The 25,840-nt window shown below is 30.8% G+C and carries 31 protein-coding genes and 1 pseudogene; 29 read left to right on the forward strand and 3 right to left on the reverse strand.

Annotated elements, in window-relative coordinates:
* The first annotated feature begins 568 nt into the window (after positions 1 to 568).
* The 10 genes from EII37_RS03660 to pezT all read left to right on the forward strand — a co-directional run bounded on the left by EII37_RS03660 (position 569) and on the right by pezT (position 7,468).
* Positions 569 to 1,606 carry a hypothetical protein gene (locus EII37_RS03660; RefSeq protein WP_124787614.1) on the forward strand — a complete coding sequence of 346 codons (1,038 nt, stop codon included), beginning with the start codon at positions 569 to 571 and terminating at the stop codon, positions 1,604 to 1,606.
* A 174-nt stretch (positions 1,607 to 1,780) separates the two neighbouring features.
* Positions 1,781 to 2,122, forward strand: a complete 342-nt coding sequence (locus tag EII37_RS11335; protein ID WP_260424847.1) for a hypothetical protein — start codon at positions 1,781 to 1,783, stop codon at positions 2,120 to 2,122.
* Between the two features lie 31 nt (positions 2,123 to 2,153).
* On the forward strand, positions 2,154 to 3,035 hold the full coding sequence (locus EII37_RS03670; RefSeq protein ID WP_124787615.1) for a GIY-YIG nuclease family protein: 882 nt from the start codon (positions 2,154 to 2,156) through the stop codon (positions 3,033 to 3,035).
* Between the two features lie 408 nt (positions 3,036 to 3,443).
* On the forward strand, positions 3,444 to 4,085 hold the full coding sequence (locus tag EII37_RS03675) for a peptidylprolyl isomerase (protein WP_124787616.1): 642 nt from the start codon (positions 3,444 to 3,446) through the stop codon (positions 4,083 to 4,085).
* Between the two features lie 9 nt (positions 4,086 to 4,094).
* Positions 4,095 to 5,180, forward strand: a complete 1,086-nt coding sequence (locus EII37_RS03680; protein ID WP_124787617.1) for a toprim domain-containing protein — start codon at positions 4,095 to 4,097, stop codon at positions 5,178 to 5,180.
* A 50-nt stretch (positions 5,181 to 5,230) separates the two neighbouring features.
* A complete protein-coding gene (locus EII37_RS03685; protein WP_124787618.1) occupies positions 5,231 to 5,464 on the forward strand; it encodes a DUF5965 family protein in 234 nt (77 codons plus the stop codon).
* On the forward strand, positions 5,461 to 5,844 hold the full coding sequence (locus EII37_RS03690; RefSeq protein ID WP_124787619.1) for a DUF5945 family protein: 384 nt from the start codon (positions 5,461 to 5,463) through the stop codon (positions 5,842 to 5,844). The genes EII37_RS03685 and EII37_RS03690 overlap by 4 nt, the downstream gene beginning before the upstream one ends.
* A gap of 37 nt (positions 5,845 to 5,881) precedes the next feature.
* The gene (locus EII37_RS03695; protein ID WP_124787620.1) at positions 5,882 to 6,154 is read left to right on the forward strand and encodes a hypothetical protein; all 273 of its coding nucleotides are present in this window, start codon (positions 5,882 to 5,884) and stop codon (positions 6,152 to 6,154) included.
* A 67-nt stretch (positions 6,155 to 6,221) separates the two neighbouring features.
* Positions 6,222 to 6,698, forward strand: coding sequence for a type II toxin-antitoxin system antitoxin PezA (pezA, locus tag EII37_RS03700; RefSeq protein WP_124787621.1), 477 nt, complete (start codon positions 6,222 to 6,224; stop codon positions 6,696 to 6,698).
* Positions 6,698 to 7,468 (forward strand): type II toxin-antitoxin system toxin PezT, encoded by a 771-nt coding sequence (pezT, locus tag EII37_RS03705; protein ID WP_124787622.1) that lies wholly within the window; start codon positions 6,698 to 6,700, stop codon positions 7,466 to 7,468. The genes pezA and pezT overlap by 1 nt, the downstream gene beginning before the upstream one ends.
* Positions 7,469 to 7,799: 331 nt before the next feature.
* On the opposite strand, the gene EII37_RS03710 is transcribed toward pezT, so the two are convergent.
* Positions 7,800 to 8,204 (reverse strand): hypothetical protein, encoded by a 405-nt coding sequence (locus EII37_RS03710; protein WP_124787623.1) that lies wholly within the window; start codon positions 8,202 to 8,204, stop codon positions 7,800 to 7,802.
* 200 nt (positions 8,205 to 8,404) lie between these two features.
* Here EII37_RS03710 and EII37_RS03715 point away from each other — a divergent pair, with 200 nt between their 5' ends.
* From EII37_RS03715 to EII37_RS11340, 8 genes are all read left to right on the forward strand, one after another.
* Positions 8,405 to 8,737: a LytTR family DNA-binding domain-containing protein gene (locus tag EII37_RS03715; RefSeq protein ID WP_124787624.1), complete on the forward strand. Its 333-nt coding sequence runs from the start codon at positions 8,405 to 8,407 to the stop codon at positions 8,735 to 8,737.
* A 10-nt stretch (positions 8,738 to 8,747) separates the two neighbouring features.
* The gene (locus EII37_RS03720; RefSeq protein WP_124787625.1) at positions 8,748 to 9,488 is read left to right on the forward strand and encodes a response regulator transcription factor; all 741 of its coding nucleotides are present in this window, start codon (positions 8,748 to 8,750) and stop codon (positions 9,486 to 9,488) included.
* 10 nt (positions 9,489 to 9,498) lie between these two features.
* The gene (locus EII37_RS03725) at positions 9,499 to 10,824 is read left to right on the forward strand and encodes a GHKL domain-containing protein (protein WP_124787626.1); all 1,326 of its coding nucleotides are present in this window, start codon (positions 9,499 to 9,501) and stop codon (positions 10,822 to 10,824) included.
* A 357-nt stretch (positions 10,825 to 11,181) separates the two neighbouring features.
* Positions 11,182 to 11,346 (forward strand): Blp family class II bacteriocin, encoded by a 165-nt coding sequence (locus EII37_RS03730; RefSeq protein WP_124787627.1) that lies wholly within the window; start codon positions 11,182 to 11,184, stop codon positions 11,344 to 11,346.
* A 60-nt stretch (positions 11,347 to 11,406) separates the two neighbouring features.
* Entirely contained in the window at positions 11,407 to 11,799 is a 393-nt protein-coding gene (locus EII37_RS03735) for a hypothetical protein (protein WP_045607194.1), read from the forward strand.
* A gap of 745 nt (positions 11,800 to 12,544) precedes the next feature.
* Positions 12,545 to 12,715, forward strand: a complete 171-nt coding sequence (locus EII37_RS03740) for a bacteriocin secretion protein (RefSeq protein ID WP_124787628.1) — start codon at positions 12,545 to 12,547, stop codon at positions 12,713 to 12,715.
* Positions 12,716 to 13,068: 353 nt separating this feature from the next.
* Positions 13,069 to 13,368 carry a bacteriocin immunity protein gene (locus tag EII37_RS03745; protein WP_124787629.1) on the forward strand — a complete coding sequence of 100 codons (300 nt, stop codon included), beginning with the start codon at positions 13,069 to 13,071 and terminating at the stop codon, positions 13,366 to 13,368.
* Between the two features lie 647 nt (positions 13,369 to 14,015).
* Positions 14,016 to 14,333 (forward strand): hypothetical protein, encoded by a 318-nt coding sequence (locus EII37_RS11340; RefSeq protein WP_260424848.1) that lies wholly within the window; start codon positions 14,016 to 14,018, stop codon positions 14,331 to 14,333.
* A gap of 91 nt (positions 14,334 to 14,424) precedes the next feature.
* Here EII37_RS11340 and EII37_RS03755 read toward each other — a convergent pair whose 3' ends face one another.
* On the reverse strand, positions 14,425 to 15,666 hold the full coding sequence (locus EII37_RS03755; RefSeq protein ID WP_260424849.1) for a DUF6161 domain-containing protein: 1,242 nt from the start codon (positions 15,664 to 15,666) through the stop codon (positions 14,425 to 14,427).
* A 301-nt stretch (positions 15,667 to 15,967) separates the two neighbouring features.
* Positions 15,968 to 16,646, reverse strand: a pseudogene (locus EII37_RS03760) (replication initiation protein); the annotation flags it as partial.
* 630 nt (positions 16,647 to 17,276) lie between these two features.
* Here EII37_RS03760 and EII37_RS11475 point away from each other — a divergent pair.
* From EII37_RS11475 to EII37_RS03815, 11 genes are all read left to right on the forward strand, one after another.
* Positions 17,277 to 17,429, forward strand: coding sequence for a helix-turn-helix transcriptional regulator (locus EII37_RS11475; RefSeq protein WP_311766539.1), 153 nt, complete (start codon positions 17,277 to 17,279; stop codon positions 17,427 to 17,429).
* On the forward strand, positions 17,422 to 17,574 hold the full coding sequence (locus EII37_RS11480; protein WP_311766540.1) for a hypothetical protein: 153 nt from the start codon (positions 17,422 to 17,424) through the stop codon (positions 17,572 to 17,574). The genes EII37_RS11475 and EII37_RS11480 overlap by 8 nt, the downstream gene beginning before the upstream one ends.
* A gap of 33 nt (positions 17,575 to 17,607) precedes the next feature.
* Positions 17,608 to 18,567, forward strand: a complete 960-nt coding sequence (locus EII37_RS03770; protein ID WP_124787630.1) for a XamI family restriction endonuclease — start codon at positions 17,608 to 17,610, stop codon at positions 18,565 to 18,567.
* Positions 18,564 to 20,039, forward strand: a complete 1,476-nt coding sequence (locus EII37_RS03775) for an Eco57I restriction-modification methylase domain-containing protein (RefSeq protein ID WP_124787631.1) — start codon at positions 18,564 to 18,566, stop codon at positions 20,037 to 20,039. Before EII37_RS03770 ends, EII37_RS03775 begins: the two co-directional genes overlap by 4 nt.
* A 204-nt stretch (positions 20,040 to 20,243) precedes the next feature.
* A complete protein-coding gene (locus tag EII37_RS03780; protein WP_049531753.1) occupies positions 20,244 to 20,927 on the forward strand; it encodes a helix-turn-helix transcriptional regulator in 684 nt (227 codons plus the stop codon).
* A 2-nt stretch (positions 20,928 to 20,929) separates the two neighbouring features.
* Entirely contained in the window at positions 20,930 to 22,345 is a 1,416-nt protein-coding gene (locus EII37_RS03785; protein WP_124787632.1) for a Y-family DNA polymerase, read from the forward strand.
* Positions 22,342 to 22,707 carry a hypothetical protein gene (locus EII37_RS03790; protein WP_001845543.1) on the forward strand — a complete coding sequence of 122 codons (366 nt, stop codon included), beginning with the start codon at positions 22,342 to 22,344 and terminating at the stop codon, positions 22,705 to 22,707. The genes EII37_RS03785 and EII37_RS03790 overlap by 4 nt, the downstream gene beginning before the upstream one ends.
* Positions 22,697 to 22,987 (forward strand): DUF5960 family protein, encoded by a 291-nt coding sequence (locus EII37_RS03795; protein WP_001845542.1) that lies wholly within the window; start codon positions 22,697 to 22,699, stop codon positions 22,985 to 22,987. The genes EII37_RS03790 and EII37_RS03795 overlap by 11 nt, the downstream gene beginning before the upstream one ends.
* Positions 22,988 to 23,281: 294 nt before the next feature.
* Positions 23,282 to 23,638, forward strand: coding sequence for an SAG1252 family conjugative relaxosome accessory protein (locus EII37_RS03805; RefSeq protein WP_001845541.1), 357 nt, complete (start codon positions 23,282 to 23,284; stop codon positions 23,636 to 23,638).
* A gap of 4 nt (positions 23,639 to 23,642) precedes the next feature.
* Positions 23,643 to 24,008, forward strand: a complete 366-nt coding sequence (locus EII37_RS03810) for a MobC family plasmid mobilization relaxosome protein (RefSeq protein ID WP_025172642.1) — start codon at positions 23,643 to 23,645, stop codon at positions 24,006 to 24,008.
* Entirely contained in the window at positions 23,995 to 25,824 is a 1,830-nt protein-coding gene (locus tag EII37_RS03815) for an SAG1250 family conjugative relaxase (RefSeq protein WP_124787633.1), read from the forward strand. Before EII37_RS03810 ends, EII37_RS03815 begins: the two co-directional genes overlap by 14 nt.
* Positions 25,825 to 25,840: the final 16 nt, after the last annotated feature.

The following is a 25,840-nucleotide window of genomic DNA, read 5'->3' on the forward strand; positions in this document are numbered from 1 at the left end:
TGGGAGAATATCCTATATCCAAAAGTTACTAGATATAAAGAATTGTTGATGAGGATATCATTTGTGGCAGGTTAACCAATCACTACTAGCTCAGATTAACTAAAATATAAAAAATAGTCTGGGATAATATTCCCTTATCTCCAGAAAAAGAAACTGCAAACCCATTGCTGTTTAACATGGTTGCGATAGTCTTTGTAAAATAGAATTGCCCAATAAACCATTTACAGATGCCGCTTTGATGCCGATAAAAGAAAACCATATGAAGAGTGGTAAACTTAAGGCTAAAACTAAAAATTTTTGTACTTTAGTTAACTCTTGATAAAACTGGGTTTAAGTCTTAATATATACTCTCTAAAAAATGTACTTTATTTTAATGTTGGATAAAGTACATTTTTTATTTAGAGGTGCTTAATAATTATCATTTACAAAGTACATTTTGGTAAAAAGTATTAATACGTTCAATTGTACATTTTTAATGAAAATATTTCTTTTTAATCATTACAAAACTCGTGAATGTTGAATACTTAGTGGTATAATTAAAACATGACATATAGAAAGAAATAGCCCTATGGAAAACAATCATAGTGAAGTTCAAAAAAACAAATTGACTATTGATAAAGTCGCAGTTCAAAATAATAATCTTACAGAATCCCTTAGAGTTTTTCATGAGACACTTAATCATTCAAGATTGATTGAGGTTCAAAATAGTATGCTACAAGTAAATAAAGCTACTGAGGCTGCCTTATCCAGTTTTAATTTTTCTAAACAAATAGCTGAAACCACTAAACCTTTTCTAACAGAAATTAACTCAGCCGCGTCTATTTTAAATAACCAAAGATATCTTAAAATTCTATCTGAAACAGAAGCAGCATTTAGTTCAATTCTTTTAAAAACTCAAATAGATAATATTGGACGGTTCCTTGAGCCTATTCACAATATTTTTGAGAAATCTGCTTTTAATTTTACTGAAAGTTTAAAAGAATTTTTAAAGGAATACCATGAACCTTATTCTGAAACAGAATCAGAAGCAATCACTTTAAATATTGAAAAACTTGCTGAAGAAGGTTGGGTAATCTACCATAGCTATAGTGATGACTATCGAACAATCTGCACTATAGATTTTGAAGAATTGATAAAGGAGTGGCAAACTCTATTAAAAGAAGATCTTGAAGATAAGGAGCTTATACAAGAGTTAAAAGACTCAACGTATTACTCAGAACCCTTGATAGATTCTATGATCGAAAGTTATAGAAGCCAAAATTATTACGCTGCTTATACACTTGCTACTATAGCTATTGATGGTGCATTAAACAGATTTTCAGAACCATTTTCAAATAAAAAAATTATACCTGTTGGAAAATCTTCTGTTGATTTATTAAATAATCAAATTGTAAATAAGACGTTTACTGATATTAGTCTATTTCATTGGTTATTCAAATTTTTTAGTTATACAAACAACTTTACATTAGAAGAACCTAACAGGAATATGATTAGTCATGGGCGATGGGAGCGTCCACTCTTTGAAACAGATTTTTTAAAGTTATTTAATGTACTTTTATGTATTCTAGAAAACTTTGAGTTTTTTCAGGGTGATTTCTTAAAATAACAGTGAATTAGCGCCATTAATTAAATAAAGAAAGGGATTTGAAAATGGATATTATTGTTAACACGGATTTTATCAATACTGTCATCACCTCCATAATTACGTCAGGGATTATCGGAGTGTTTATTTCAGAATACTATCAAAGAAAAACTTAGTAAAAAAATGAAAAGAGATTTTGTGATAGAACTCTTTGCTAATATATTTATGTTAAGAGAGGATTTTTCTGATAATGCAAATGAATTAAATAAAACTCTCGGTAAAATACCGATTATTTTTTCTGATAACAAGGAAGTAATTAGGTGTTATGACAATTTTCTTTCTGTAATAGATGATAAAAACTTTTTAAGATTAATAAAATCTGTCTGTATGGATAAAAATGTGGGTATTGAGACGAGCCAAAATATAAAAATCAAAATTCCACAATCCTTTCGTAATTTTGTGGAAAGTTTTGATGAACGATATGTAATTGGAGGATTGTTGAAAAAAGATGCTATTTTAATTGCAAGATTTAGAAAGTAAGTAGTTCACTACAAATTGAAAGGAATTTAAAATGGAAACAGTAGTATTGCAAGAAATATTAAACATTCAAAATCCAAAGGACTTTTATGTCAAATTAGATAAAATCGATCAATTTGGAATTGATACAAAAAGTCTTTATATTAATGACCAGCCAAAATTATTGGAACAAATGGGCTATCATCATGATACTTTACGTAAAACGGAGACAGCTAACTGGAACTATGTAATGGACCGTCCTTATACTATTCACTTAATTCCATATGATGAGGCTAACAAATTATGGCTCTTTGTGGGAGCTTACTCTCAAAGTGGGACTTATCAACAAACGTATGAAGATCGTGTGACAACTTATTATAAGTTGAATTTAGCTCCTGAACACAGTAAGTTAAAAGGCCGTTTAATCGTTAAGTTTGAGCGTCCTTCTAAATCAAGACATATCCGAATTCGTTTGGAGACGGCTACAGCGAGAGAAATTACACTACACTCTATTTTAGAGCGTGAAATTTCAAGTGTTGAGTTTCAAGATTATCGAAACGTTCGATTAACTTATCAAGAACTGAAGAGCATCATTAAAAATCAAAATCCAACATGGAAAACAGCCTTGTCTCATTTGAACGCTGTCTATCTACAAACAGACACTAAGACTGGAAAACAATATGTAGGGTCTGCTTACGGCAAACAAAAACTTTGGGGACGTTGGTCTGAATACGTTGAAACATACCACGGAGGCAATAAAGCTTTAAAAGAACTTTTTGAAAAAGAAGGTGCAAGTTATTTTGAAGATAACTTCACTTATGCACTTTTAGAAGTTCTCCCAAATGATAATAAAGAAATTGGAAATACAGTAATCAGTCGCGAATCTTGGTGGAAAATTGCTCTTCAAACTCGTGAATTTGGATATAACTGTAATTAAATGCGAATACTTGCTCAACAATTATGTAATATACTAATCGATAAAAAACCAACAAAATAAAGAGCCTGAAACAAATCACATAAAAGCTAGAGTTCCGCAAACTGGAAAGCTCTAGCTTTTTTATAGCTGAGGACAATTTTGCATTAGACACTTTGTAGGTATAATGAGGATATAGTTTATTGAGGTGTTTTAACCATCTAGTCTAGAGTTATACTAACGCTAGATAGTGTAAAAAGGTAGAGGGAGTTAAACTATTGCTTTACGAATAAGGTGCTAGTAAGGTATATAATGTGTATGAGAGGATAAAGGAGTTAAAATTTTAATAGATATGTTTAACTCATTATGTGATAAAACTTACAAGTTCTTTTTGTTATTCTTGACCTAGTTTTTATAGAAAGAAGGTCTAAGATGTTAAATAAAGTCAAAACTAAAGCCTTAATTAGTGTCGGAGCAGTGGCTGCAACTAGCTTTATTCTCATGATGGGATATACTGCTGGTCAACATTCTACTGCTAAACAAAGTCGCAAAGAAATCGAATTGGCTGCAGCTAAACTTGTAGAGGACAAACAAGCAGAAGATAAAGCCAGCATTTTGTCATCGGATACTGTAAAAGAATTTTTGACGCAGTACTATACGAAAGAAAAGCTCGGAGAAAATAATACACGTATTCAACCTTATATGACTGAATCGGCTTATTCTCAAGAATTGTCAAGTCAAAATGATGCCATGAACCAAGTGTATAAGGATTATATTTTGGATTATCATTTTGAAAAAGCAGATATCTTTGTCAATCAGACTACGAATCAAGTCATTGCCATGGTCTCTTATAATGTAACCTATGTATCTGATTTAAAGAATGCCAACCAATCAAAAACCAATCAGACAGAAACCAGAACGGTTAAGTTGTCTTATTCGAAACTACCAGGTAAGTTATTGGTCAATCAAGTGCAGGTTTGGAAATCTGGGTTAGATGATTTGGATAAGGCCACTCCCAAAACTTTGGAAGAATCCTCATCTGTTCCATCACTGCCAAATACTACGACAAAATGATGATATTGCATGGAAATAGAAGAATGTAAGCAAATTTCAATTCTTGATGTAGCAAGTCGTTTAGGTATCTCCTTTAAACAAGTTTCTAACAGTGTCTATGAACATCCTGAACACGATTCATTTCGGATTTTTTCAACTACCAATACTTTTAAATGGTTTTCAAGAGATATTCAAGGTGATGTCATTGATTTTGTTCGACTTGTTAAGGGAATTTCTTTTAAAGAAGCTCTAGCCTTTCTTTCTGAAGAACCTTTTCAAAAAGAAGCTGTTCAAGAAAATAGAGAGAGACCATTTTATTATCCTTTAAAGAGAGTAGAAGATTCTAACTGTAGTCTGGCCAGATATTATTTAACAGAATGTAGAGGAATCTCAGAAGAAATCATACAAAGAATGATTCAAGAAGGATTGATAGCACAAGCCAGTTGGAAAACAAATGAAACAGTTGAACCTGTTATTGTATTTAAAAGCTTTGATCATCGTCATAAGCTACAGGCAGCAAGCTTACAAGGGATATATAAGAATCACTCTCTTCCTAGAGAGAGGTTAAAAACGATTCTAAAAGGAAGCCATGGACATGTTGGAATATCCTTTGACATTGGTAAACCAAATAAGCTGGTATTTTGTGAATCGTTCATCGACTTGATGAGCTATTACGAACTTCATCAACAAAGTCTAACTGATGTTCGTTTGGTATCTATGGAGGGATTAAAAAGGTCCGTTGTTGCTTATCAAACTTTACGACTGATAGCTGAAGAAAATCAGAAGTTGGAATTTTTAGATACAGTAATACCTTCAAAGTTATTGCCTTTGATCAATACAATTCGTGATACCACCAGCTATTTTGATAATCATCCTGATTTATTGACACTTGCGGTAGATTGTGATGATGCAGGAAAAGATTTTTCTGATAAGTTATCTCAATCAGGATTTCCTGTTTTACTGGATTTCCCTGATAATGAATCTGGGAAAGAAAAAGTAGACTGGAATGATGTCCTTAGAGAAAAGAAATCAGATTTACAATTGATGATAGAGAATGCAAAAGAGACATTGAGGAATCAACCAGTAAGACAAACCTCTCAATGTTTAGAATTGTGATAACAAAATCAAGATGTTTTAGCTAATATTAGAATGAAGGAGGATCGTATATGACCATTATTGAACGCTTAGAAGAAAAGGTCACTAGGCAAGAAAGCAAGGTAGCAAGAGAGACAGAAAAACTAGCTGAATACAAAGAGCAACTGGAGACAGCGATGTTTGCGACGTTCAAAAGGCGTCAAAGCATTAGCCACATGAGTTTTGAAGAAGCTCTTGACCATGCCTTTGGTAAAGAAAGACAATTCGATGATTCTGAATTTAGAAAGGATGAAATGAGTGAATGACAAAAGATTGGAATTTTAATCAACCATTAGAAGGTAAATCAGAAAATCAAGAAGATCCAGATAAAATTGCGGCCTTATTTGGAAATCATCAAGGAGGTAATGATGTAAATTATGAAGCAGCTTTTCAAAAGCGTAAACAAGCACCTGTGACGGAATCAAATCCTAGTTCTAAACCCAAAGTTACAGAGGTTAGAACAGGAAAAGAGACAGATATCACTACAAGTTATCAGCAACATCTTAAAAGACTTATTGCGGATAACAATAGCGATATTGAAAGTAGTCAAAAGAAAATTGAAGAGCTACATACGTTGATTGACACAAAGAATAAAGACAATAAGAAATTGCAGTCAATTTATGATGCGATTTCCGAATTACACTAAGCAGTCCTGATAGGCTGCTTTTTTTGAGAGGTTATAGATGTTTACAACATTTTTTAAGAAAAATCACGACAATAGTGATATATTTAAAAAGCTGATTCATAGACTATCTGATATGTCTACCCAAGATCTTGAAAAAATAGACCGACTGCTAGATATCATTTTCACTCCAGATCAAGAATCAGAACAACTAAAAACAGCAGCAACTTATAGAGAAGAAACTTTGGACGACACATTAAAGGAAGCTAAGAATCAACTTCATAAGGAACAATTAGAGAAGAATTTAGAGAGGTTTAGGAAAAATAGTCAATAATGCACCAAAATTGGTGCATTATGCTTTTTTATGCTATAATTGAATTATAAAAATAAAGGAGTTTGCCATGATTGGAAAGAACATAAAATCCTTACGTAAAACACATGACTTAACACAACACGACTTTGCCCGAATTGTAGGAATTTCTCGAAATAGCTTGAGCCGTTACGAAAATGGAACGAGTTCAGTCTCTACGGAACTAATAGACATCATTTGTCAGAAGTTTAATGTATCTTATGTCGATATTGTAGGAGAAGATAAAATGCTGAATCCTGTTGAAGATTATGAATTGACTTTAAAAATTGAAATAGTGAAAGAAAGAGGTGCTAATCTATTATCTCGACTCTATCGTTATCAAGATAGTCAGGGAATTAGCATTGATGATGAATCTAATCCTTGGATTTTAATGAGTGACGATCTAGCTGACTTGATTCATACGAATATCTATTTAGTAGAGACTTTTGATGAAATTGAGAGATATAGTGGCTATTTGGATGGAATTGAACGTATGTTAGAGATATCTGAAAAACGGATGGTAGCCTAATGGGAATCCAAGATTATACCGATAGTCAATTTAAACAGGCTTTAGCAAGGAACCTTCGCTCACTGACAAGAGGAAAAAAGTCCAGTAAGCAACCTGTAGCGATTTTGCTTGGAGGGCAAAGTGGTGCCGGTAAGACTACAATTCATCGTATTAAACAGAAAGAGTTTCAAGGAAATATTGTTATCATAGATGGCGATAGTTTTCGTTCTCAGCATCCACACTATTTAGAACTGCAGCAAGAATATGGCAAAGATAGTGTAGAATACACCAAAGATTTTGCAGGTAAAATGGTAGAGTCTTTAGTAACTGAATTGAGTCATTTGGGATACAATCTTTTGATTGAGGGAACTTTACGAACGATTGATGTTCCAAAGAAAACAGCACAACTCTTGAAAAATAAGGGATATGAAGTACAATTAGCTTTAATTGCGACAAAACCTAAGCTGTCCTATCTGAGTACCCTTATCCGATACGAAGAACTATACGCTATCAATCCAAATCAAGCCCGTGCAACACCAAAAGAACATCATGATTTCATTGTAAATCATCTAGTTGATAATACACGACAATTGGAAGAACTAGCTATTTTTGAAAGAATTCAAATTTACCAACGAGATAGAAGTTGTGTATATGATTCAGGAGAAAATACAACTTCAGCAGCAACAGTTCTTCATGATTTACTATTTGGAGAATGGAATCAAGTGGAGAAAGAGATGATTAAATCTGGAGAAGAAAGATTGAAAGATTTAACTAATCGAAATGGTAGTTAGATCACGAATTTTAAAATATAGTCTATTTAGGATAAAAAAAGTCCTTAAAATCAGAAAAACGCATAGTATTAGGTGTTGAAACTTGATACTATGCGTTTTCTTGTAGGAAGATTTACTCCATTTTCTTCAGGAATTGAGATTTTGCCCAGACTCAAAAGTTCTAATCGATTTCAATAAATCAGAAAAAGAAGACTGACAAAATATGACTGCTTTAAGATGACACTAAAATTTGCTATGAAACTCGAGCATGTGGAGTAAGAAATCAAAATTCTGTAATGGATAGGTGATTACGAATATAAAGTTATAAGACTTGAGATCTTATTTCAGAGACTTAATCACTTCTATCCTTCTTAAATTCATAGATCTCTTCCAAGTAAAAATGAATTTTTTCTTTAATATATTTTAATGATTTATTATTAGTTATGTCTATAACACCAAACACACTATAGTGATTTCGATAAAGCTCATCATAATCAATTTGACTGCCTATGATGATAACTTCTGATTTTTTTGAATGAAATTGGATAGATTTTAAATAGAGTTTCATTTTTTTAGATGTTAGAGACCTTGATTTTATGATAAAATAAGTAGAAGATTTATATTTGTAGTTAATCTTATGTCCTTGTAAAATTTTTGTATTTTTGAATGTTTTTATTTTTTTAAAGAAATAATATTTTAAATACAGAGATAAAATATATCCAAATAAAGAATAGTGTAAAATTTGAATTGCCTTCATAGCTTTCCTTTCATATGATAATAGTTTATCAAATGAAGAAAGATTAATATTATTGAGATACTAAAAAGTATCTATTTTATCATGAAATGTCTAAATTAAGAAAATTTTTACCATTTGAGACAGTATAGAAACCATTTGAGATTTTTATAATTTAATTTCCATCATTCTGATAAGATTAAACTGATAGAAGGAGGCTAAATATGAAAGACTACATTTTATATCAAGATAGAGCTATAGTAAAGGTACCACTCTCTAAAATTTATTATGTTACAACTCACCCAACAAAAGTTCATGCTGTTCTTTTTGTAACAGCGGAAGGGAATTTTGAAGCTTCAACCTCACTAGCTAAAATTGAAGAGGAAAGTTCAGAAGAACTTATTAGATGCCATAGAAAATTTCTTGTGAATAAACATAAAATAGCAGGATTTAATCATGAGACAAGAACGATTATGTTTATGGATGATAGAGTATCAGACATCGCTTGTTCTAGAAGACACTTTACAATATTAAAAAATCAGTGGAAAAATATATAGGAGTGAAGTAGTGAATATTTTTATACTAGAAGATAATTTTTTACAACAGACTAGAATTGAAAATATTGTCAAAAAAATTTTGGTGGATAATAAGATTGAGTATAGGCATTTTGAGGTTTATGGAAAACCTCAACAGCTTTTAGAGGACATTTCAGAGAGAGGAAATCACCAATTATTTTTACTTGATATCGAAATAAAAGATGAAGAAAAAAGAGGGTTAGACATTGCTAGAGAAATTAGAAAACTTGATTCTCAAGCAGTGATTGCTTTTGTAACATCACATTCTGAGTTTATGCCTGTATCTTTTGAATATTTAGTATCAGCTATTGATTTCATTGATAAAGAATTACCTGAACCATTATTTATCAAACGAATTGAAAATGTTATTTCAAGTGTTAGCGATAATCAAAGAAAAACAGTATCTGAGGACTCTTTTATATTTACAGGATCCAAAGCTCAAATTCAAGTCCCTTTTAAAGATTTATTGTATATTGAAACATCAACAATTGCTCATAAGTTGACTCTCTATTCCAAACGAGACATAGTTGAATTTTATGGACAATTGTCAGATATTCTTAAACAGGAACCACGTTTATTTCAATGTCATAGATCATTTATCGTAAATCCTTATAATATATCTTTAATTGATAAAGAAAATCGGTTAGTTCATTTTCAGAACGGGTCCTCTTGTATTGTCTCTAGATTAAAAATTCGTCCACTTATGAAAGCTATCGAAAGACTTCATGACTAAGGAGATTTAGATGATATTTTTTCTAAATATTATAGGTGTTTTTCTATTGTTATGTATCCATGCTAGGGTTTTAGGTGAGAAATTAAATCTAAAAAAAGTAGTAATGTCCATTATTCTGTTCCATCTTTTATCATTCCTATTTATTGTTTTATTTAAATCAACTGGATTTTACTTTCTTGGGTCATTATTGCTTTATCCTACCTTTTTTATCCTATATACTTTGTCTATTAGTAAATTAAGAAGTAAGGTTTCTTTATTACTTTTTTACTCATTATTTCCACTTGGATTTTGGGATGTCATCAGAAATTTTTTAGGTTACTTTATAATTTCTAAGATTCCAATATTGTATAGACTATATGAAACTAATCTAGGAACAATGATTTTCTCTTTATTAGCTGAAATTATTGTGTTTTTTCTTATTAGTCTCTTTCGATATAATTTTAGTCATTTAAAAATAAAGAACTTGGATAGAAAGACAAAATTTATTTTAATTACTGCGGATACTTTAATGCTAGCTTATTTTATCTTACCATCTTATATAAACTACAGTGATAAAGTAAGTTGGGATAGAATGTTGGATTATAAAGAATTATTGACAGCAGTTTACTTTTTATTGTTTATTTGTTTTGTTAATCTATTGGATAGAAAATTACTTCAAGAATTACAGGAGAAAGTCGTTCTACAAAAAGAAATTCAATTGCAAAATCTTAGTAATTATAGTCAACAAGTTGAGGGGCTATATCAAGAAATTAGAAGCTTTAGACATGATTATGCTAATATTTTGTCAAGCTTAAAAATAGGTATAGATCAAAAAGATATTAATCTAGTTTCTCAAGTTTATGATAGTGTTTTAAAAAATTCTGGTGAAAAATTAAAAGGTAAGCGTTTTGACGTAGCACAACTAAGAAATATCAATGATTTGGCGCTAAAGAGTTTACTATTATCTAAGTTATCAGAGGCCCAAAACTTATCTGTTCCAGTTTCCCTGGAGATTAGTGAACGGTTCTCTATAAAAAATATGGAACAAATTGACTTCTTAACAATTACTTCTATCTTGTTAGATAATGCTATAGAGTCCGCAGCAGAGGGAGGAATAGCAGTTTGTTTCCTTGAAGATAGAGAATGGAATAAATTAGTCATGATTGTTAAAAATTCTACTTTAGAAAGAGAGATCGAACTGAGAGATATATTCAAGCGTGACAATTCTTCAAAAGGAGTAGGACGGGGTATAGGATTGGTCAATGTTCGAAGAATCTTAAAATCTTATCCAAATGTATGTTTGAAAACTACAAGTAAAAATTATATCTTTACACAGATCTTGGAAATAGAACTTTAAAAGAGTCCCCCTTAAAATATTCTATAGAATATTTTAAGGGGGACTCTTTTGTTATGACTTTATATTCATTATTTTTTAGCTAGTTCCTACAAATGAGCTAGGAAATAGTCATAACAATAAAACTGGACAAAAAAAAGCTAGAGTGACGACTTCACAATATCTAGCAGCGATTTGTGGAATAAATTTTAAAATGGTTTATTTTTAATCTTGAAAGGTTACAAATCCTGAAAAAATACGTTTCGTGATGAAAAAAGTACATTTAAAGACTTTGTGGTAAAAATCTCTTCTTTCCTGCTATACTGAACTTGTCAAGGTTATAATCTGTCAAAAATAAAAATTAATATGGAGGTATTCCCCATGGAAACAAAGACAACGATTCAATTTGATGTTTTGGATACCGAAATGTTGGCTAGTATTGAGGGAGGAACAGCTAGTGCAGGGGAAGTTTGCACATTAGCAGGAGCAATGATTGGTAGTTTGGTTGCACCAAGAGCTGGAACTTGGGCTGGAGATTTTTTATGAGCACAATATTGCACAGCTATATGGGCTATCGCTAGATTTTTATAGAAAAGAGGTTAGTTGATGGAAAGTGGTGAATTTAGGCTAATTTTAGCTCTTTTTATATCTTTTTTTATAATAGGTGCGATTGGAATAGTTCTAAATGTTCCAATAAGCGAAGTTTTAGTTCTTTCTGTAGGTAGTGTGTTTTTTGAGTTGCTGATTCACTTATTAACGCATAATAAGAAGAGAGGAAACATTAGTTTTGAACTATGCTTTAATCGATACAAGCAATTTATTAAAAAGATTTTAGCACCTACATTTTTTCTGTTACTATTATCAATTATTTTTGTCGTTATAGATGGTTATAAGTCGTCATCTGTATTATTTTATACTCATATATTTGTAGTGTTATTCACAGTAGGATACATTATTTGCTCGAATAATATCGAATTACATATTTCAAAAAAAGAATGAGTTAGCGTTTTACTTATAGTATATAATAATAAATTATTTTGAGACATAGTAGTAAAGTGATTGAGCTATAGATATGATGAGGATGGAAATATGGAGATTGTTATAATGAACATAGTTAATTATCTCTTGCTAAAGATTGAATGGATAGTAAGTAATATCTTTATAAAAATAAGCATACTTTGGATGCTTATTTGGTTTCTATACTATTTAAAGAGTGATTTAGCAATGTATTTCTTGTTTTTTGGAAATGGCTTTTTATTATTGCTATTAATTTTTCGATTTGCACTGTATCAAATTAAACTAGTAATGCAGAATGATATTAACTAATTATGTCTAAATCATATTTTGGGTAATCAGATTATAATCATTCTGGACTTTTTCAAGACTTTTTGATAACTCCGATAATGTGTCTATTTAAATTTGAAGATAAGTAGAGTTAGCAACATGTAAATACTTTGTGGTAAAAATCGATTTTGTTCTGCTATACTGAACTTGTCAAGGTTATAATCTGACAAAAGATTTCTATTATATACGAGATATTCATCATGGATACAAAAACAATAGAACAAGTTAATGTGTTTAAAGCTGATGCTCTTTCTATTATTGTGTTGAAGGAGGTAAAAATGATTTGGCATGTATTTCAGGTAGGGCAGGGATGACTGAGATAGGCTTTTTCTACGCTGGAGCTGCGATTATATGTGGTGCTTCAGCTATGCGAATTTGCTAAAAAGAGAGAGGATGTACAATGAATAGTTCAATTAATCAGTTTTCAATTCTAAAAAACAGTGATTTACAAGAGTACTCTGGTGGGTTAAATCCTACTTGTGGAGTATTAGTTGGTATGTCAATTTATATAGGTCTAACTGCATTTACTGCTCCTGTTGGTGTTGCATTGCGATTTCAACAGGTGGGCTAGCGGCAGATAGTTTTTGTAGATAATGAGAAAAGTAATTAGTATATTTTACATTATTTCTCTAGGAGTCTTGTCTTTACTAAAGTCACAAGATATTGTTGATATCATAGCCACTCTACTATTGATTTGTATAGGTTTAAAAGGAATGAACCAAAAGGGAACTTTATAAGTTTTTGTTGACGATACTTTTTCGCGTCATTACATGTTTGGACAATGTTTCATCTGTTAATTTCCAAATTGAGAATGGAGATATTGTAACTAAGTGTGATTTTGAGTCAACTAAAGATGTCATGGTTAATAGTTGGATATCTTCATTGGGTAGGAGCTATTGTCTTTCAGGTTATAGAGGATAATTTATGGATAAGAGAACAGAAGAAATTCTCAATAAGATTTATAATTTGATTTTAGATACAGAGATTCATAAAAATGAACGAGATATTTTATTACGTTATAAAACTCTATTAGAGAATACAAAAAATGAGCAGAGAGTTGTCATGGGGTTGGCAGAAGCTCTTCGTCAGCAAGCTGTTAGTGGGATTCATAGTCAGAAATCATTGAGCCCAAAGGTTGCGACATTTTACAAAGAAATTGCCACATATGGACAATTGAGTAAAAATCTAGCTCAAGGATTAATTTCTTTTGGTATAACGAGATAAGGAAAAATGAGTATTATAAACTCATAGAGCTTTTAACAAGATAAAACAATTCATATAAATGTAAGGAGATATCCATGATGGATACAATGATGAGACAATTTGAAGTTATATTGTCCAGCATTGAAGGTGAACTCTCATGCTTTGAGAAGGGATTGTTTCTTTAAGGGGATATGGTGGAGCTATTATAAGTTTTTGGGGAAGAACTGGAGATATAGAAAGTTGAGGTACAGATGAAGCATCGTTTAATAATTGCAATTAGTTTTATAATGACTGGGATAGCCATTAACATTTTATTCGAATCAAATACTATTATTCATAAATTTATTGCTATATTAGGTCTGAGTATGTATTATAGAGGTGTTTTTAGAGAGTATAAAAATTTTAAAAACAATTCAGATTTTTAAATTTTATATTAAATCATGTAATTTGTGTGTCATTTATGATATTGTAGGAGACATTCCATATTGGATTGTAGTTATCATTTGAATGTTTTCAGATAATATTATTTGTAGGAATGATTATCTATATACGAAATCGAATTGGAAGTCTCGGAATTTCAAAATGAATATAGAATCTGTAGTAAAATGTGTTGTATCAGAAATGGCTGTGATAATAGCAGGATTTTATAGTAATGAAGGAGTATCGAAATGAATCAACAATTTAGAAATCAATGTTTAGATTCAATTGTAAAATTTGAAACTAGCTTTAAAGAAATGAAATTACCTCAACAACAATATTTCCAAGCTTATAGTCTAGTTAGTAAAATAGTATCTGAAATGAAATTAGATGGTGTTGCATTTGCTCAATCTTTCAGATATTTTTATGAATTCTTTAGTCGCGAATTATTGCCAGGGGGAATTATTTTATCTGAACAAGCTCGTAAAGATTTTAGTAGGATATCAGATCTAGCAAATTCTACTGAGTTATTAAAAACAATTCATAGCCCTATTAAAATATTTTGGTAATTACAAAATTATAGCTGTTTGTTAATTGGAGAAAACATATTATTTTATCAATGGAGTTATAAAAAAGAATGTTGACGTATCAGCATTCTTTTTATTTTATGTTCTTTGACAAAATAGCTAAAATTGTATCACTATCATTTGATGTATCTGTTTTTACTAGACCTGTTTCAACTTTACTAAACAATGAGTTAATAATTATTAGTCGTTCTTCTTTACTAATATCCGTTCCAGCTTTAGTGAGAGATTGATAGAATCTTGTCAAAGCAGCTTTTTGCTTATATTCGGTAGCTAAATGTTGATTTGACAAAACGATTTTTATTAAAATCCTAATAATGTAGATAAAAAATGAAATCACTGAAATAAGAATAAAAGACTCGGATATAAATGGTATCTCATTTTTGATAGTGTTTAATGAATAATCATGTATTACGAGAACCAGTTTTCCTAAAGTAAATATTAAAGCTACAATAGTAAAAACAAGGAATATTGCCCAATTTCTGGCTTGTTTTTCATGTTCTTCAGCACGATTATTCCAAAGACTTTCTGGAGCTTCTAAAGCAAGCTTATTTTCATAGGTTTCTTGTAAATCTTTAATTTTAGTTTGCTTTTCTTTCTGCCAGTCGTCGATAGATTTTTGAAATTCGGCCAACTCAGAAACTTTTTTATCATATTGTTCCTGAATTTTATTATGTTTATCTTCGATGAATGATGTAATTTCTCTAAATTGTTCATCCGAGTCTTCTGAAATCTCTTTTAACTTGTTATCTAGAGGAACAACTATACTTGTTTCAAAATCAGATATATTGTCTTTAATGTTTGAAAGGTTTTTCCTTAGTAGATATAGTGCTGGATAAGACATTTCTTGAGATGAACTTGAAAAATAATTTCCAATAGCATCGTTCTTTTTAGAAAGATAGATAAAATTTCTGATAGCTTCATCAAGATTATTTTTAGACTGTTCAATATAGAAGGAAACAAATCTTCTGATTTTACGAAATTGTGTATCTTTGTCAATGGGGGAGTTTACTGATAGTGTGTAAACTATCTTATCTTGTTCTCTTGTTTCACGATCAGTCGATAAAGTGTAATAAATTTGATTATTTATATTGTCAATATTTAGTTCTTTAAGTTCGAAAATATAATCTTTTACTGTATTAAACTTATCATTTAAGCTTTTCCAAGTAGACTCAAAATTAGTTGGAGAGCTTTCATAAATTGAATTCCAATAAACATAGTTACTTTTTATAATTCTTTCAAGCTCTTCAAATGTAAAAAATTCTTTGTAATCGTCAAATTCAATTATAAAATCTTTAGAAATAGAGAATCTTATCATTTAGAAAATTTGATACTTGACTTTTAGTATAACTCATAAACCTCACCTATTAAAGATTAATTATATTATCATCTATTATACCATAGAAAGATAGGATAAAATAAGTCATATACATGTAAAATTGTTGACAGAATTAGTTAATTTATTGGAAGCTCAGTAATAAGGTGTATTACTAAAATAATATTAAAAATAATTACAATTTTATTGATAGCCTTTTGGTAGCTAAATAGAAAAAATAATTTATTTCTCTTGTTGTGAATATAATAGGAATGTTGATTTATCAGCAATATTTTTTATTTCAAATAGTCTCTATGTTTATAGACTTTGTTCGAAGTTGAAACTCCAACCGCCACCAAAAAGGTTTACTCTCTATATTTAATTTATCGGCTCTTTTATGACTTAATACCTCTATGTTCTTATCGTATAAACGTACTCTTGGACATTACTGCCACTAGCACACCAGTATTTACTTTCTATGTTTCCTCCTCTACCATAGAATATTTTATGACTAACTCCACCTTTGATATGTTGTAGAAGACTATTTCTGGTCAGTTAAAGATATCAAAAGCAGGGTCTAAAAGTGATAGTCTAACATCTAATCCATTTAATCGTGCATAATTCATAATCTGCCTCCATACTTGAAGATTTCCAAATTCTTTAAGAGAATTTGGGTTGAATTCTAAAAGTATGACTTGATAAGCACCATAGGTTGATAATTGGAAGAAAATTAGATTAATACTATCCTCATTTATCATTTTATAAAGTGTAAAATAATCTTCTTTTAGATTTTCTTGAATGCTAAATTCTTGAATAATAGAATTGATAGAATTTTTTAATTCCCAAAATATACGTCTTAGTGAACAGTTATAACTATCAAGGATTACTGTTAGACTGTCAATACTGATACAAATAGATCTTTCTAATTCTGATAAATCCACTCGGCTTTGATATTCTCGTAAATCTTGAAGATTATTTTTCATCTGTAACGCCTCCTTTCTATAATTGCAAAATGCGTAGATCAATGTTACTATTGAATTTTACTGACAACACGTTACTTAGGTCGTTGCCTTAAGTGTATCTGTTTGCTAGCTGTTAGAAATACCAGCATTTAAGTTAGAGATTGGGAGAACTTCGAGTTTCGGGCGCTCGCCCTTGTTCCCAAATGTCCAACTTAATAGTTTATAAACTAACTAAAATACTTGTCTAAAAAACTCGAGAGTAATTCAAGTGCTCGGAGCTCAATTTCTTCGTCTCGAATGTTGTTAAATAAATCATCATTTATTAGAACTGATGCTCCTAAACTAGGCGAATAAAAAGAATGAGTGTTGTTATCTTTTGTTGCGTATAGTGTAGATTACATAATATCTTCAATATGGCCATATTTCGTTTTTTATGGACTTTGTATTACTATTTTGGTATAATTGTATTGATTTTAAACGAAAGCCTCAGAGCGCTTTGTTGAGTTTTCTGAGGTGTTTTTGCATATTCATTATAAGTTAACTAGTATCACCTATTTTGTATGCATTGTGTTTATATAACCATTTTGGCTACATAAACATAATGCAACTATTTTGGTTATAAGTCAATAGAAAAGTGAAAGGCATTTTGAAATGTTAAAAGATAATATAAAAAAAGCCCGTCTAGATGTGGGACTTACTCAAATAGAAGTAGCTGAAAAACTTGGGGTAGCTCAAGTTCAATATGATAGGTGTGAAAACAGGGGAAGAAATCCAAAGGACGAAACAGGTAGAGAAAATGACTGACATCTTTGGAGTTAGCTTTGATTATCTTAAAGGGAGAGATGATGGTCTTGAAGAAATTATTAAGATTCTAAGGGAATACAAATTGACACCCAAGAATAAGCAAGAAATTGTAATGTTTTTAGAGGACTTTTTTTTTAAAAAATAAGAAAACTAGATAAGTATATTAGAGGTATTTAAAATGGTATTAAATCTGAATAAACCACAGATATGGAAAGAAGATATACAGAGTTCTGTCGATTTGTATAATGATTGGTTTATAAATTTTGCACCAGTTGCTTTTAGAACTGTACGTAATAATACAATTACAAAAGTAAGAACTGTATTTGAAGAAACAAACAATTTAAAAAATATATCGGTTGAAAATTTGATTAGTTCACCTCAGAGTCTACAAATTTTGAGAATGGCGACCTGTCCCCCTTTAGCTAGAGACCGATTAATTGGAATTGCAGATATCCCCAAAAATTTAGTTAATAGAATGGAAGATAAAATAGCACCATCTATTCCTCCTAGAATGACTAGGGAAGACCTAGAGGAGCAACTTAACAAAGCTATCTCTCTTATATCGCAATTATTAGATAATGATATTATTACTTGGAAAGATGAACAACAAGAGCCTAAATCAGATGATGTTGAGAGATCGATTGCAGTCATTGCTGATAGATTGTGTGGTGCGGATACAAACCCTATTATTAGAAATGCACAAGAAGAGAGACAACTTCAAAAATTAGAGACCCTGTTTATTAGACACGGTTACCGTTCCAAAGATGAAGAGCATGATATTTTTACTATGGAAGCTGGGGAATATGCTAAACATATTAATGTTCCAGTAACTAATAACAGTGGTGATACTGTAAATATTTCAGTTGATTGGGCTTTCGTACCTTTAGAAAGCACTTCTGAAAGTGAGCTTCCAATTTTAATTGAAGCAAAATCTGCCGGAGATTTTACAAATGTAAATAAGCGAAGAAAAGAAGAAGCACAAAAGATGAGTCAATTAAAAAAACAATATGGAGAAGATGTAAATTATATTTTATATTTGACAGGTTATTTTGATGCTGGATATCTAGGTTATGAAGCTTCTGAAGGAATAGATTGGTTCTGGGAACATAGAATTTCAGATATAGAGTGTTTACTATGAATGAACAAACAAGACAAAAGTTAGAAAAAAAAATCGTATTAAAAAAAGAAAAAAATGAGAGGAAACAATTTGGACAGTTCAGTACACCAATTGAACTTGCTAAGGATATAGTGTTGCATACTCTAAAGTATGTAGAGTCTAAGCAACTCACTTTTCTTGAACCTGCTATAGGAAGTGGAGCTTTTCTTTCAGCTTTGTTGGAGGTCAGAGCCAAGGAAAAAACTGATATTGATGCAATTCATGGAATTGATATAGATAATGATTACTTAACTATTGCAAAAAAATTTCAAGAACAAAATAAAAACTCAATATTTACAAACTGTAATTTTCTTGAGGTTAAGCCTTCAAATAAATATAATTTACTGATAAGTAATCCGCCATATGTTAGACATCAAAGGCTAACATATGAACAAAAACAAAAGTATGGTAGTGAAATAAAAAATAATTTAGGTATTGATGTTTCAGGCCTTTCAGACTTGTATATATATTTCATTTTGGGCTCTCATTGTTGGGTTGATAAAAATGGCATAGTATCTTGGCTAATTCCAGCTGAATTTTTAGATGTTAATTATGGAACTGCACTAAAAAAATATTTATTAGAAAAGGTAACCCTTCTTAATGTTCATATTTTTGACCAAAGTACAACTTTGTTTGATTCTGCCACAGTATCATCTGCAGTAATTACTTACAAAATGGCTTTACCGCCAGATGAACATAATATAAATTTTACATTTGGGAACGATATAAATTCTCCGTCCTTTAGTTTAACTTACAATCCAATGGAATTAAAGACGTTAAAAAAATGGTCTCAAACTAAGAAAAAATCTATAAGTAAGCATAAATTTAAAATTAGTGACTTTTTCTATGTTAAAAGAGGAATTGCTACGGGAGATAATAAATTTTTTATATTAAACGAAAATACGATTAATAGCTATGGTATCGAGACTGAAGTATTAACACCAATTTTGCCGAGTCCAAGATATTTAAAAGAAGACCTTATTTATTCAAATGAAGATGGAATTCCAATACTTGACAATCAACAATTTTTATTAAATGTAGATTTGCTACCCGAAGAGGTAGAAAGCAGATATCCTAATGCATGGAGATATTTAAAATTGGGGATAGGAACGACTTCCGAACGGTATATTAACAAGAATAGAAAAGTCTGGTATTGGCAAGAAAAGCGATTACCAGCTCCAATTATAATGTCGTATATGTCAAGAAGCAGAACTCCTGGTGAGTTGAGCTTTCGCTTTATAAGAAATTTTTCTAAAGCAATAGTTCCGAATTCGTATTTAATGCTTTATCCCAAAAATAACTCATTGTTTGACGAATATTCATTAGATGAGGTATACAATGCGCTACTTAAAATCGAGCAAGGTCAGTTTGACTTTAACGGTAGAAAATATGGTGGAGGACTAAAAAAAATTGAACCTAGAGAACTCCCCAATATTGCATTTTCAATAGAATAGTAGAATGACTATTTTTGGTAGCTAAACAGTCAAAACATCTAGTTTTTCTCAAACTACACTAAAAAAGAATGTTGATTTATCAGCATTCTTTTTCATTTCAAACTAATTCTCGGAATTAAATCTTGGGGGCTTATTAAACTCTTGATTTTTTTAACAAGCTATGGTATCCTTTTGTTAGTTAATAAGCTTACAAAAGGAGAAGAGATGTTTTCACCTACTAAATTAAAAAGAAAAAGAGAAAGTCAAGGATTGTCTCAATCTCAACTTGCATCCAGTTTGGGAATTAGTAGAGCCTCATACTTTAATTGGGAATCAGGTAAAACAAAGCCTAATCAAAACAATTTAAGCAAATTGAGTGAGATTTTGAATGTAGATCTTCGATATTTTGAATCAGAGTATGAAATAGTTGAAACCTATCTCAAACTAACGGAAAGGAATCAAGAAGCAACACTTAATTATGCTACAGAATTGTTGAACAAACAGAATGCAAAGGTTGTAGACATTCCTCAGCGTTTTGCCTATAAGGTCTACGAAAAATTATCAGCTGGTACAGGAACAGCTTATTTTGATGATGGTAATTACGATACAGTTTACTTCGATCATCAATTTGATTATGATTTTGCATCGTGGGTGTTTGGTAATTCAATGGAACCGACATATGAAAATGGTTCGGTAGCCCTTATTAAGCAAACGGGATTTGATTATGACGGGGCTATCTATGCGATAGATTGGGATGGTCAAACCTATATTAAGAAAGTGTATCGTGAAGAAAATGGGCTTCGATTAGTTTCACTCAATCGGAACTATTCAGATAAGTTTGCGCCTTATGATGAGAATCCTCGTATCATAGGGAAAATCGTTGGAAACTTTATGCCTTTAGAGGATTGAGTATGACTTGGTTTGATTATAGTCTCGAACCAAAGAGTGACATTGCATTTATTGATATGAAATCTTTTTACGCAAGTGTAGAGTGTGTCGATAGAGGCTTACATCCACTTAAGACTTCGCTTTGTGTTATGAGTCGTGCAGATAATTCTGCTGGTTTAATTCTTGCTTCCTCTCCTATGTTTAAAAAGGTCTTTGGAAAATCAAACGTTGGACGTTCCTATGATTTACCATTTGATGTAAAAACTAGGAAGTTCTCTTACTATAACGCTAAGAAGCAAGGTTTACCGACAACAATAGATTATGTACGCTTTATTGAGGAATGGGCAAAATCAACTGTGATTGTTCCTCCGAGAATGGATACTTATATTGCAGTCAATATGGAGATTCAAAAAATCTTTCAAGATTTTGCGGCATCAGACGATATTTATCCCTACTCAATTGATGAAGGATTTATTGATTTAACAAGTTCATTAAATTATTTTGTACCTGATAAAAGTATTAGTAGGAAAGATAAATTAGATATTATTTCGGCTGCTATTCAAAAAAAGATTTGGAGAAAAACAGGAATCTATTCAACTGTAGGCATGTCTAATTCAAATCCCTTATTAGCTAAGTTAGCACTAGATAATGAAGCTAAAAAAACTCCGACAATGAGAGCCAATTGGTCCTATGAGGATGTCGAAAAGAAAGTATGGACTATTCCTAAAATGACAGATTTCTGGGGAATTGGAAATCGCATGGAGAAGAGATTACACAATTTAGGTATCTTTTCGATTAAAGAATTGGCTCAGGCTAATCCTGACTTGATTAAAAAAGAGCTTGGTATCATGGGTCTAGAGTTATGGTTCCATGTCAATGGGATTGATGAAAGTAATGTTCATAAACCTTATAAGCCAAAGTCAAAAGGGATAGGGAACTCTCAAGTTTTACCAAGAGATTATATTAAACAAAGAGATATTGAGATCATACTTCGTGAGATGGCAGAACAAGTTGCAGTTAGATTGAGAAGAGCTGGTAAAAAAGCGACTGTGGTTTCTATACACTTAGGATATTCTAAAGTGGAACAGAAACGATCTATTCATACTCAAATGAAGATTGAACCGACCAATCAAACAGCACTACTGACAAATTACGTTTTAAAGTTATTTCACACTAAATATACTTCAGGAGCTATTAGGAATGTTGCGGTTAACTATTCTGGTTTAGTAGATGAATCCTTTGGATTGATTTCATTATTTGATGATATTGAGAAAATAGAAAAAGAAGAAAGGCTCCAGTCCGCAATCGATGCTATTCGAACAGAATTTGGTTTTACTTCACTATTGAAAGGAAATGCCCTGGATCAGGCTTCTAGAACAATTACAAGAAGTAAACTCATTGGTGGTCATTCAGCTGGAGGATTAGATGGACTAAAATGATGAATCGTTCTTATTTACCTTTTTTGTCTGTAAGAGAGTATCAAGATCGTGGGATGGCTAAGTGGATGGGATTCTTTTTGTCAGAACATTCAAGTTCTCTTTGGGAAGAAAAAAATAAAGAAGATATCTCAATTACTTTATCTATGGAAGAGAAAGTTTTACTTGTTCGTCAGCTTTATACGAATGCATTTCCTGCAACGTTTGTTTTTAAGTTTTCTAATCAAAGAAAAGTAGTATCGGGTATTGTTAAAGAGATTGGAAAAGAGTTTATATCTATTAAATCAGACACTGGTTTCCTTCGCTTAAGATGGGAAGATATACTCGATATCCAGATAGAAGGGTTGGATTTATATGGATCGTAAAGAATTATATGATGATAAATTACAGCTGGATTATTTTTCTGATTCTTATTTACGGTTTGAGTCAGATTTTTACAAGTATTCAGCTTTAGATATACCATTAACATTTATCACTGATGACATTTTACGCACAATGGCTATGTCTCAAAAACATTATTTTAAACTTAACAAAAGTAAATCTTTAGACGGTCGTGACCATTACTTTGTCTTTTCTATCAAGATGAACAAAGACAGTAGTGGGATTAGACAGTATGAATATCAGAGACATTGTTTTAATTTGTAAGAGTCCGACAGGGCTCTTTTTTCTGTGATAATTTTATCAAAAAGTATTTGTTATACTTTTTTTAATTTTGATTTATCTTGGGGGTTTGGGGGCGTGCCACCACATTGTCATATCGTTTGTTTTTTGAACCGTGAGGTTTGAAATGGCAGGCGATATGATATTTGGGATATTGTGGACACAATATCTGAGCTCGCAAAGCCTTACAAAAACGTTGAAGCTATTTTGATACCTGTACTGACAGTGTCTGTAAGCTTACATTGTCAGTACAGGTATCAATGAAGGAGGAAAAGTCATATGAAAAGAGATATACGTAGTATTCGGAAACAATTTCGCTTAACAGAAACGGAAGAAAAACAAATACTAGATTTAATGAGAGAGAAAGGAGAGGATAATTTTTCTGATTTTCTCCGTAAAAGCTTACTATTGTCTGATGGACAAAAACAGATGGAAAAATGGTTCAACCTTTGGAAAAAACAAAAGTTGGAACAAATTAGCCGTGATGTTTATGAAATATTAATAATTGCTAAAATAAATCATCAGGTTACTCAAGAACATGTTTCTATTTTGTTAACTTGTATTCAGGAAATAATTAAAGAGGTAGAAAATACAAGTCCTCTTAGTGAAGATTTTCGTAACAAATACATGAGGTAGTAGAGTGGAATATCGATATCGAACAAATTTAAAAAAAGTCTTTTTATCTGATTTAGAATTAGTCAAATTAAATGAAAATATCTGTAAAAGTCACTGTTTGTCTTTTTCGGAATATGCTAGACGAACTCTATTAGATCCTGGTATGAATTTCATCACAATTGATACAACTAGTTATCAAGATTTAATTTTGGAATTAAAAAGAATAGGAAATAATATTAATCAAATAGCCAGAAGCATAAATTATTCGAACTTAATAACGGAAATTGAATTGGATGAATTGAGAAAAGGTATAGAAGAGTTAATAGTAGAAGTGGAGAAAGATTTTCTTATTCAATCTGAAAAATTGAGGAAATTTTATGGTCATCACTAAACACTTTGCGATTCATGGAAAAAATTATCGTAGTAAACTAATCAAGTATATTTTGAATCCAAGTAAAACAAAAAATCTAACACTAGTTTCAGATTTTGGTATGAGAAATTATTTAGATTTTCCTAGTTATGAAGAACTAGTGAAGATGTACAATGATAATTTTTTAAGTAATGATAGTCTTTACGAATTTCGTCATGATAGGCAAGAAGTAAATCAACGAAAAATTCATTCTCATCACATCATTCAGTCCTTTTCTCCAGATGACCATCTTACTCCCGAACAAATCAATCGGATTGGTTATGAGACAGTTAAAGAGTTGACAGGAGGTAGATTTCGATTTATCGTGGCAACTCATGTCGATAAAGATCATATCCACAATCACATCATCCTAAATTCAATTGATCAGAATTCTGATAAAAAGTTTCTATGGGATTATAAGGCAGAACATAATCTACGAATGGTTTCTGATCGTCTTTCAAAAATTGCAGGGGCAAAAATTATAGAAAATCGTTATTCGCATCGTCAGTATGAAGTTTATCGCAAAACAAATTACAAATATGAAATAAAACAACGAGTATATTTTCTAATGGAGAACTCGAAAAATTTTGAAGATTTCAAGAAAAAAGCAAAAGCTTTACATTTAAAAATTGATTTTAGACACAAGCATGCCACCTTTTTTATGACGGATTCAACTATGAAACAGGTGGTGCGTGATAATAAATTGAATAGAAAACAACCTTATAATGAAACATATTTTAAGAAAAAGTTTGTTCAAAGGGAAATCATAAATATCTTAGAATTTCTACTTCCAAAAATGAAGAATATGAATGAATTGATTCAACAAGCAGAATTGTTTGGTTTAAAAATAATTCCGAAAGAAAAACATGTTCAATTTGAATTTGATGAGATTAAGATTTCAGAGCAGGAATTGGTAAAAACGAATCGGTATAGTGTTAGTTATTTTCAAGACTATTTTAATAACAAAAATGAAACTGTTGTCTTAGATAATAAAAATTTAGTTGAACTTTACAATGAAGAAAAGCTAATTAAAGAAAAAGAGTTGCCGACAGAAGAGGTGGTATGGAAATCCTATCAAGATTTCAAGAAAAATAGGGATGCAGTTCATGAGTTTGAGGTAGAGTTGAATCTAAATCAAATAGAAGAAGTAGTAGACGATGGAATGTATATTAAGGTACATTTTGGCGTCCGACAAGAAGGACTTATTTTTGTACCAAATATTCAAATCAATATGGAAGAAGAAAAAGTTAAAGTATTTCTCAGAGAAACTAGTTCTTACTATGTATACCATAAAGATTCAGCAGAAAAAAATCGCTTTATGAAAGGTAAAACTTTGATTAGGCAATTTAATCTTCAGTATGAACCGCAGTATATGTATAGAAGAATTCTTCTTAGCAAAATTAAAGAAAAAATAGAACAATTAGATTTTCTTATATCAGCGGAAAATAGTCCGAATGATTTTGAAGATATAATAAATGATTTCATTGCCCAAATATCATATCTAGAGAATATGATTGAACAAGTCCAAAATAAAATTCATGATTTAACTAATTTAGAGGAAGTATTGTTGAATGATTCGACAAATAGTTCTAGCAATTTAGAAAATTGTATTCAAGGTAAAAGTTCAGTAGATACAATAGAGAAGGATTTATACATATATAAAGGAAAGATTGAAACACTGAAGGAACAACATAGAGAAGCAATAAATTTATTTGAAATGTTTAATAAAACAATAAAGAAATATAAGAAAAAACAAAATATAAAATCTATTAGGAAAAATGAGATACATTTAGAGTAAACACTTTCCTAAAAAT

It is taken from the genome of Streptococcus sp. OH4692_COT-348 (assembly GCF_003859975.1).
In the GTDB taxonomy this organism is placed as follows: domain Bacteria; phylum Bacillota; class Bacilli; order Lactobacillales; family Streptococcaceae; genus Streptococcus.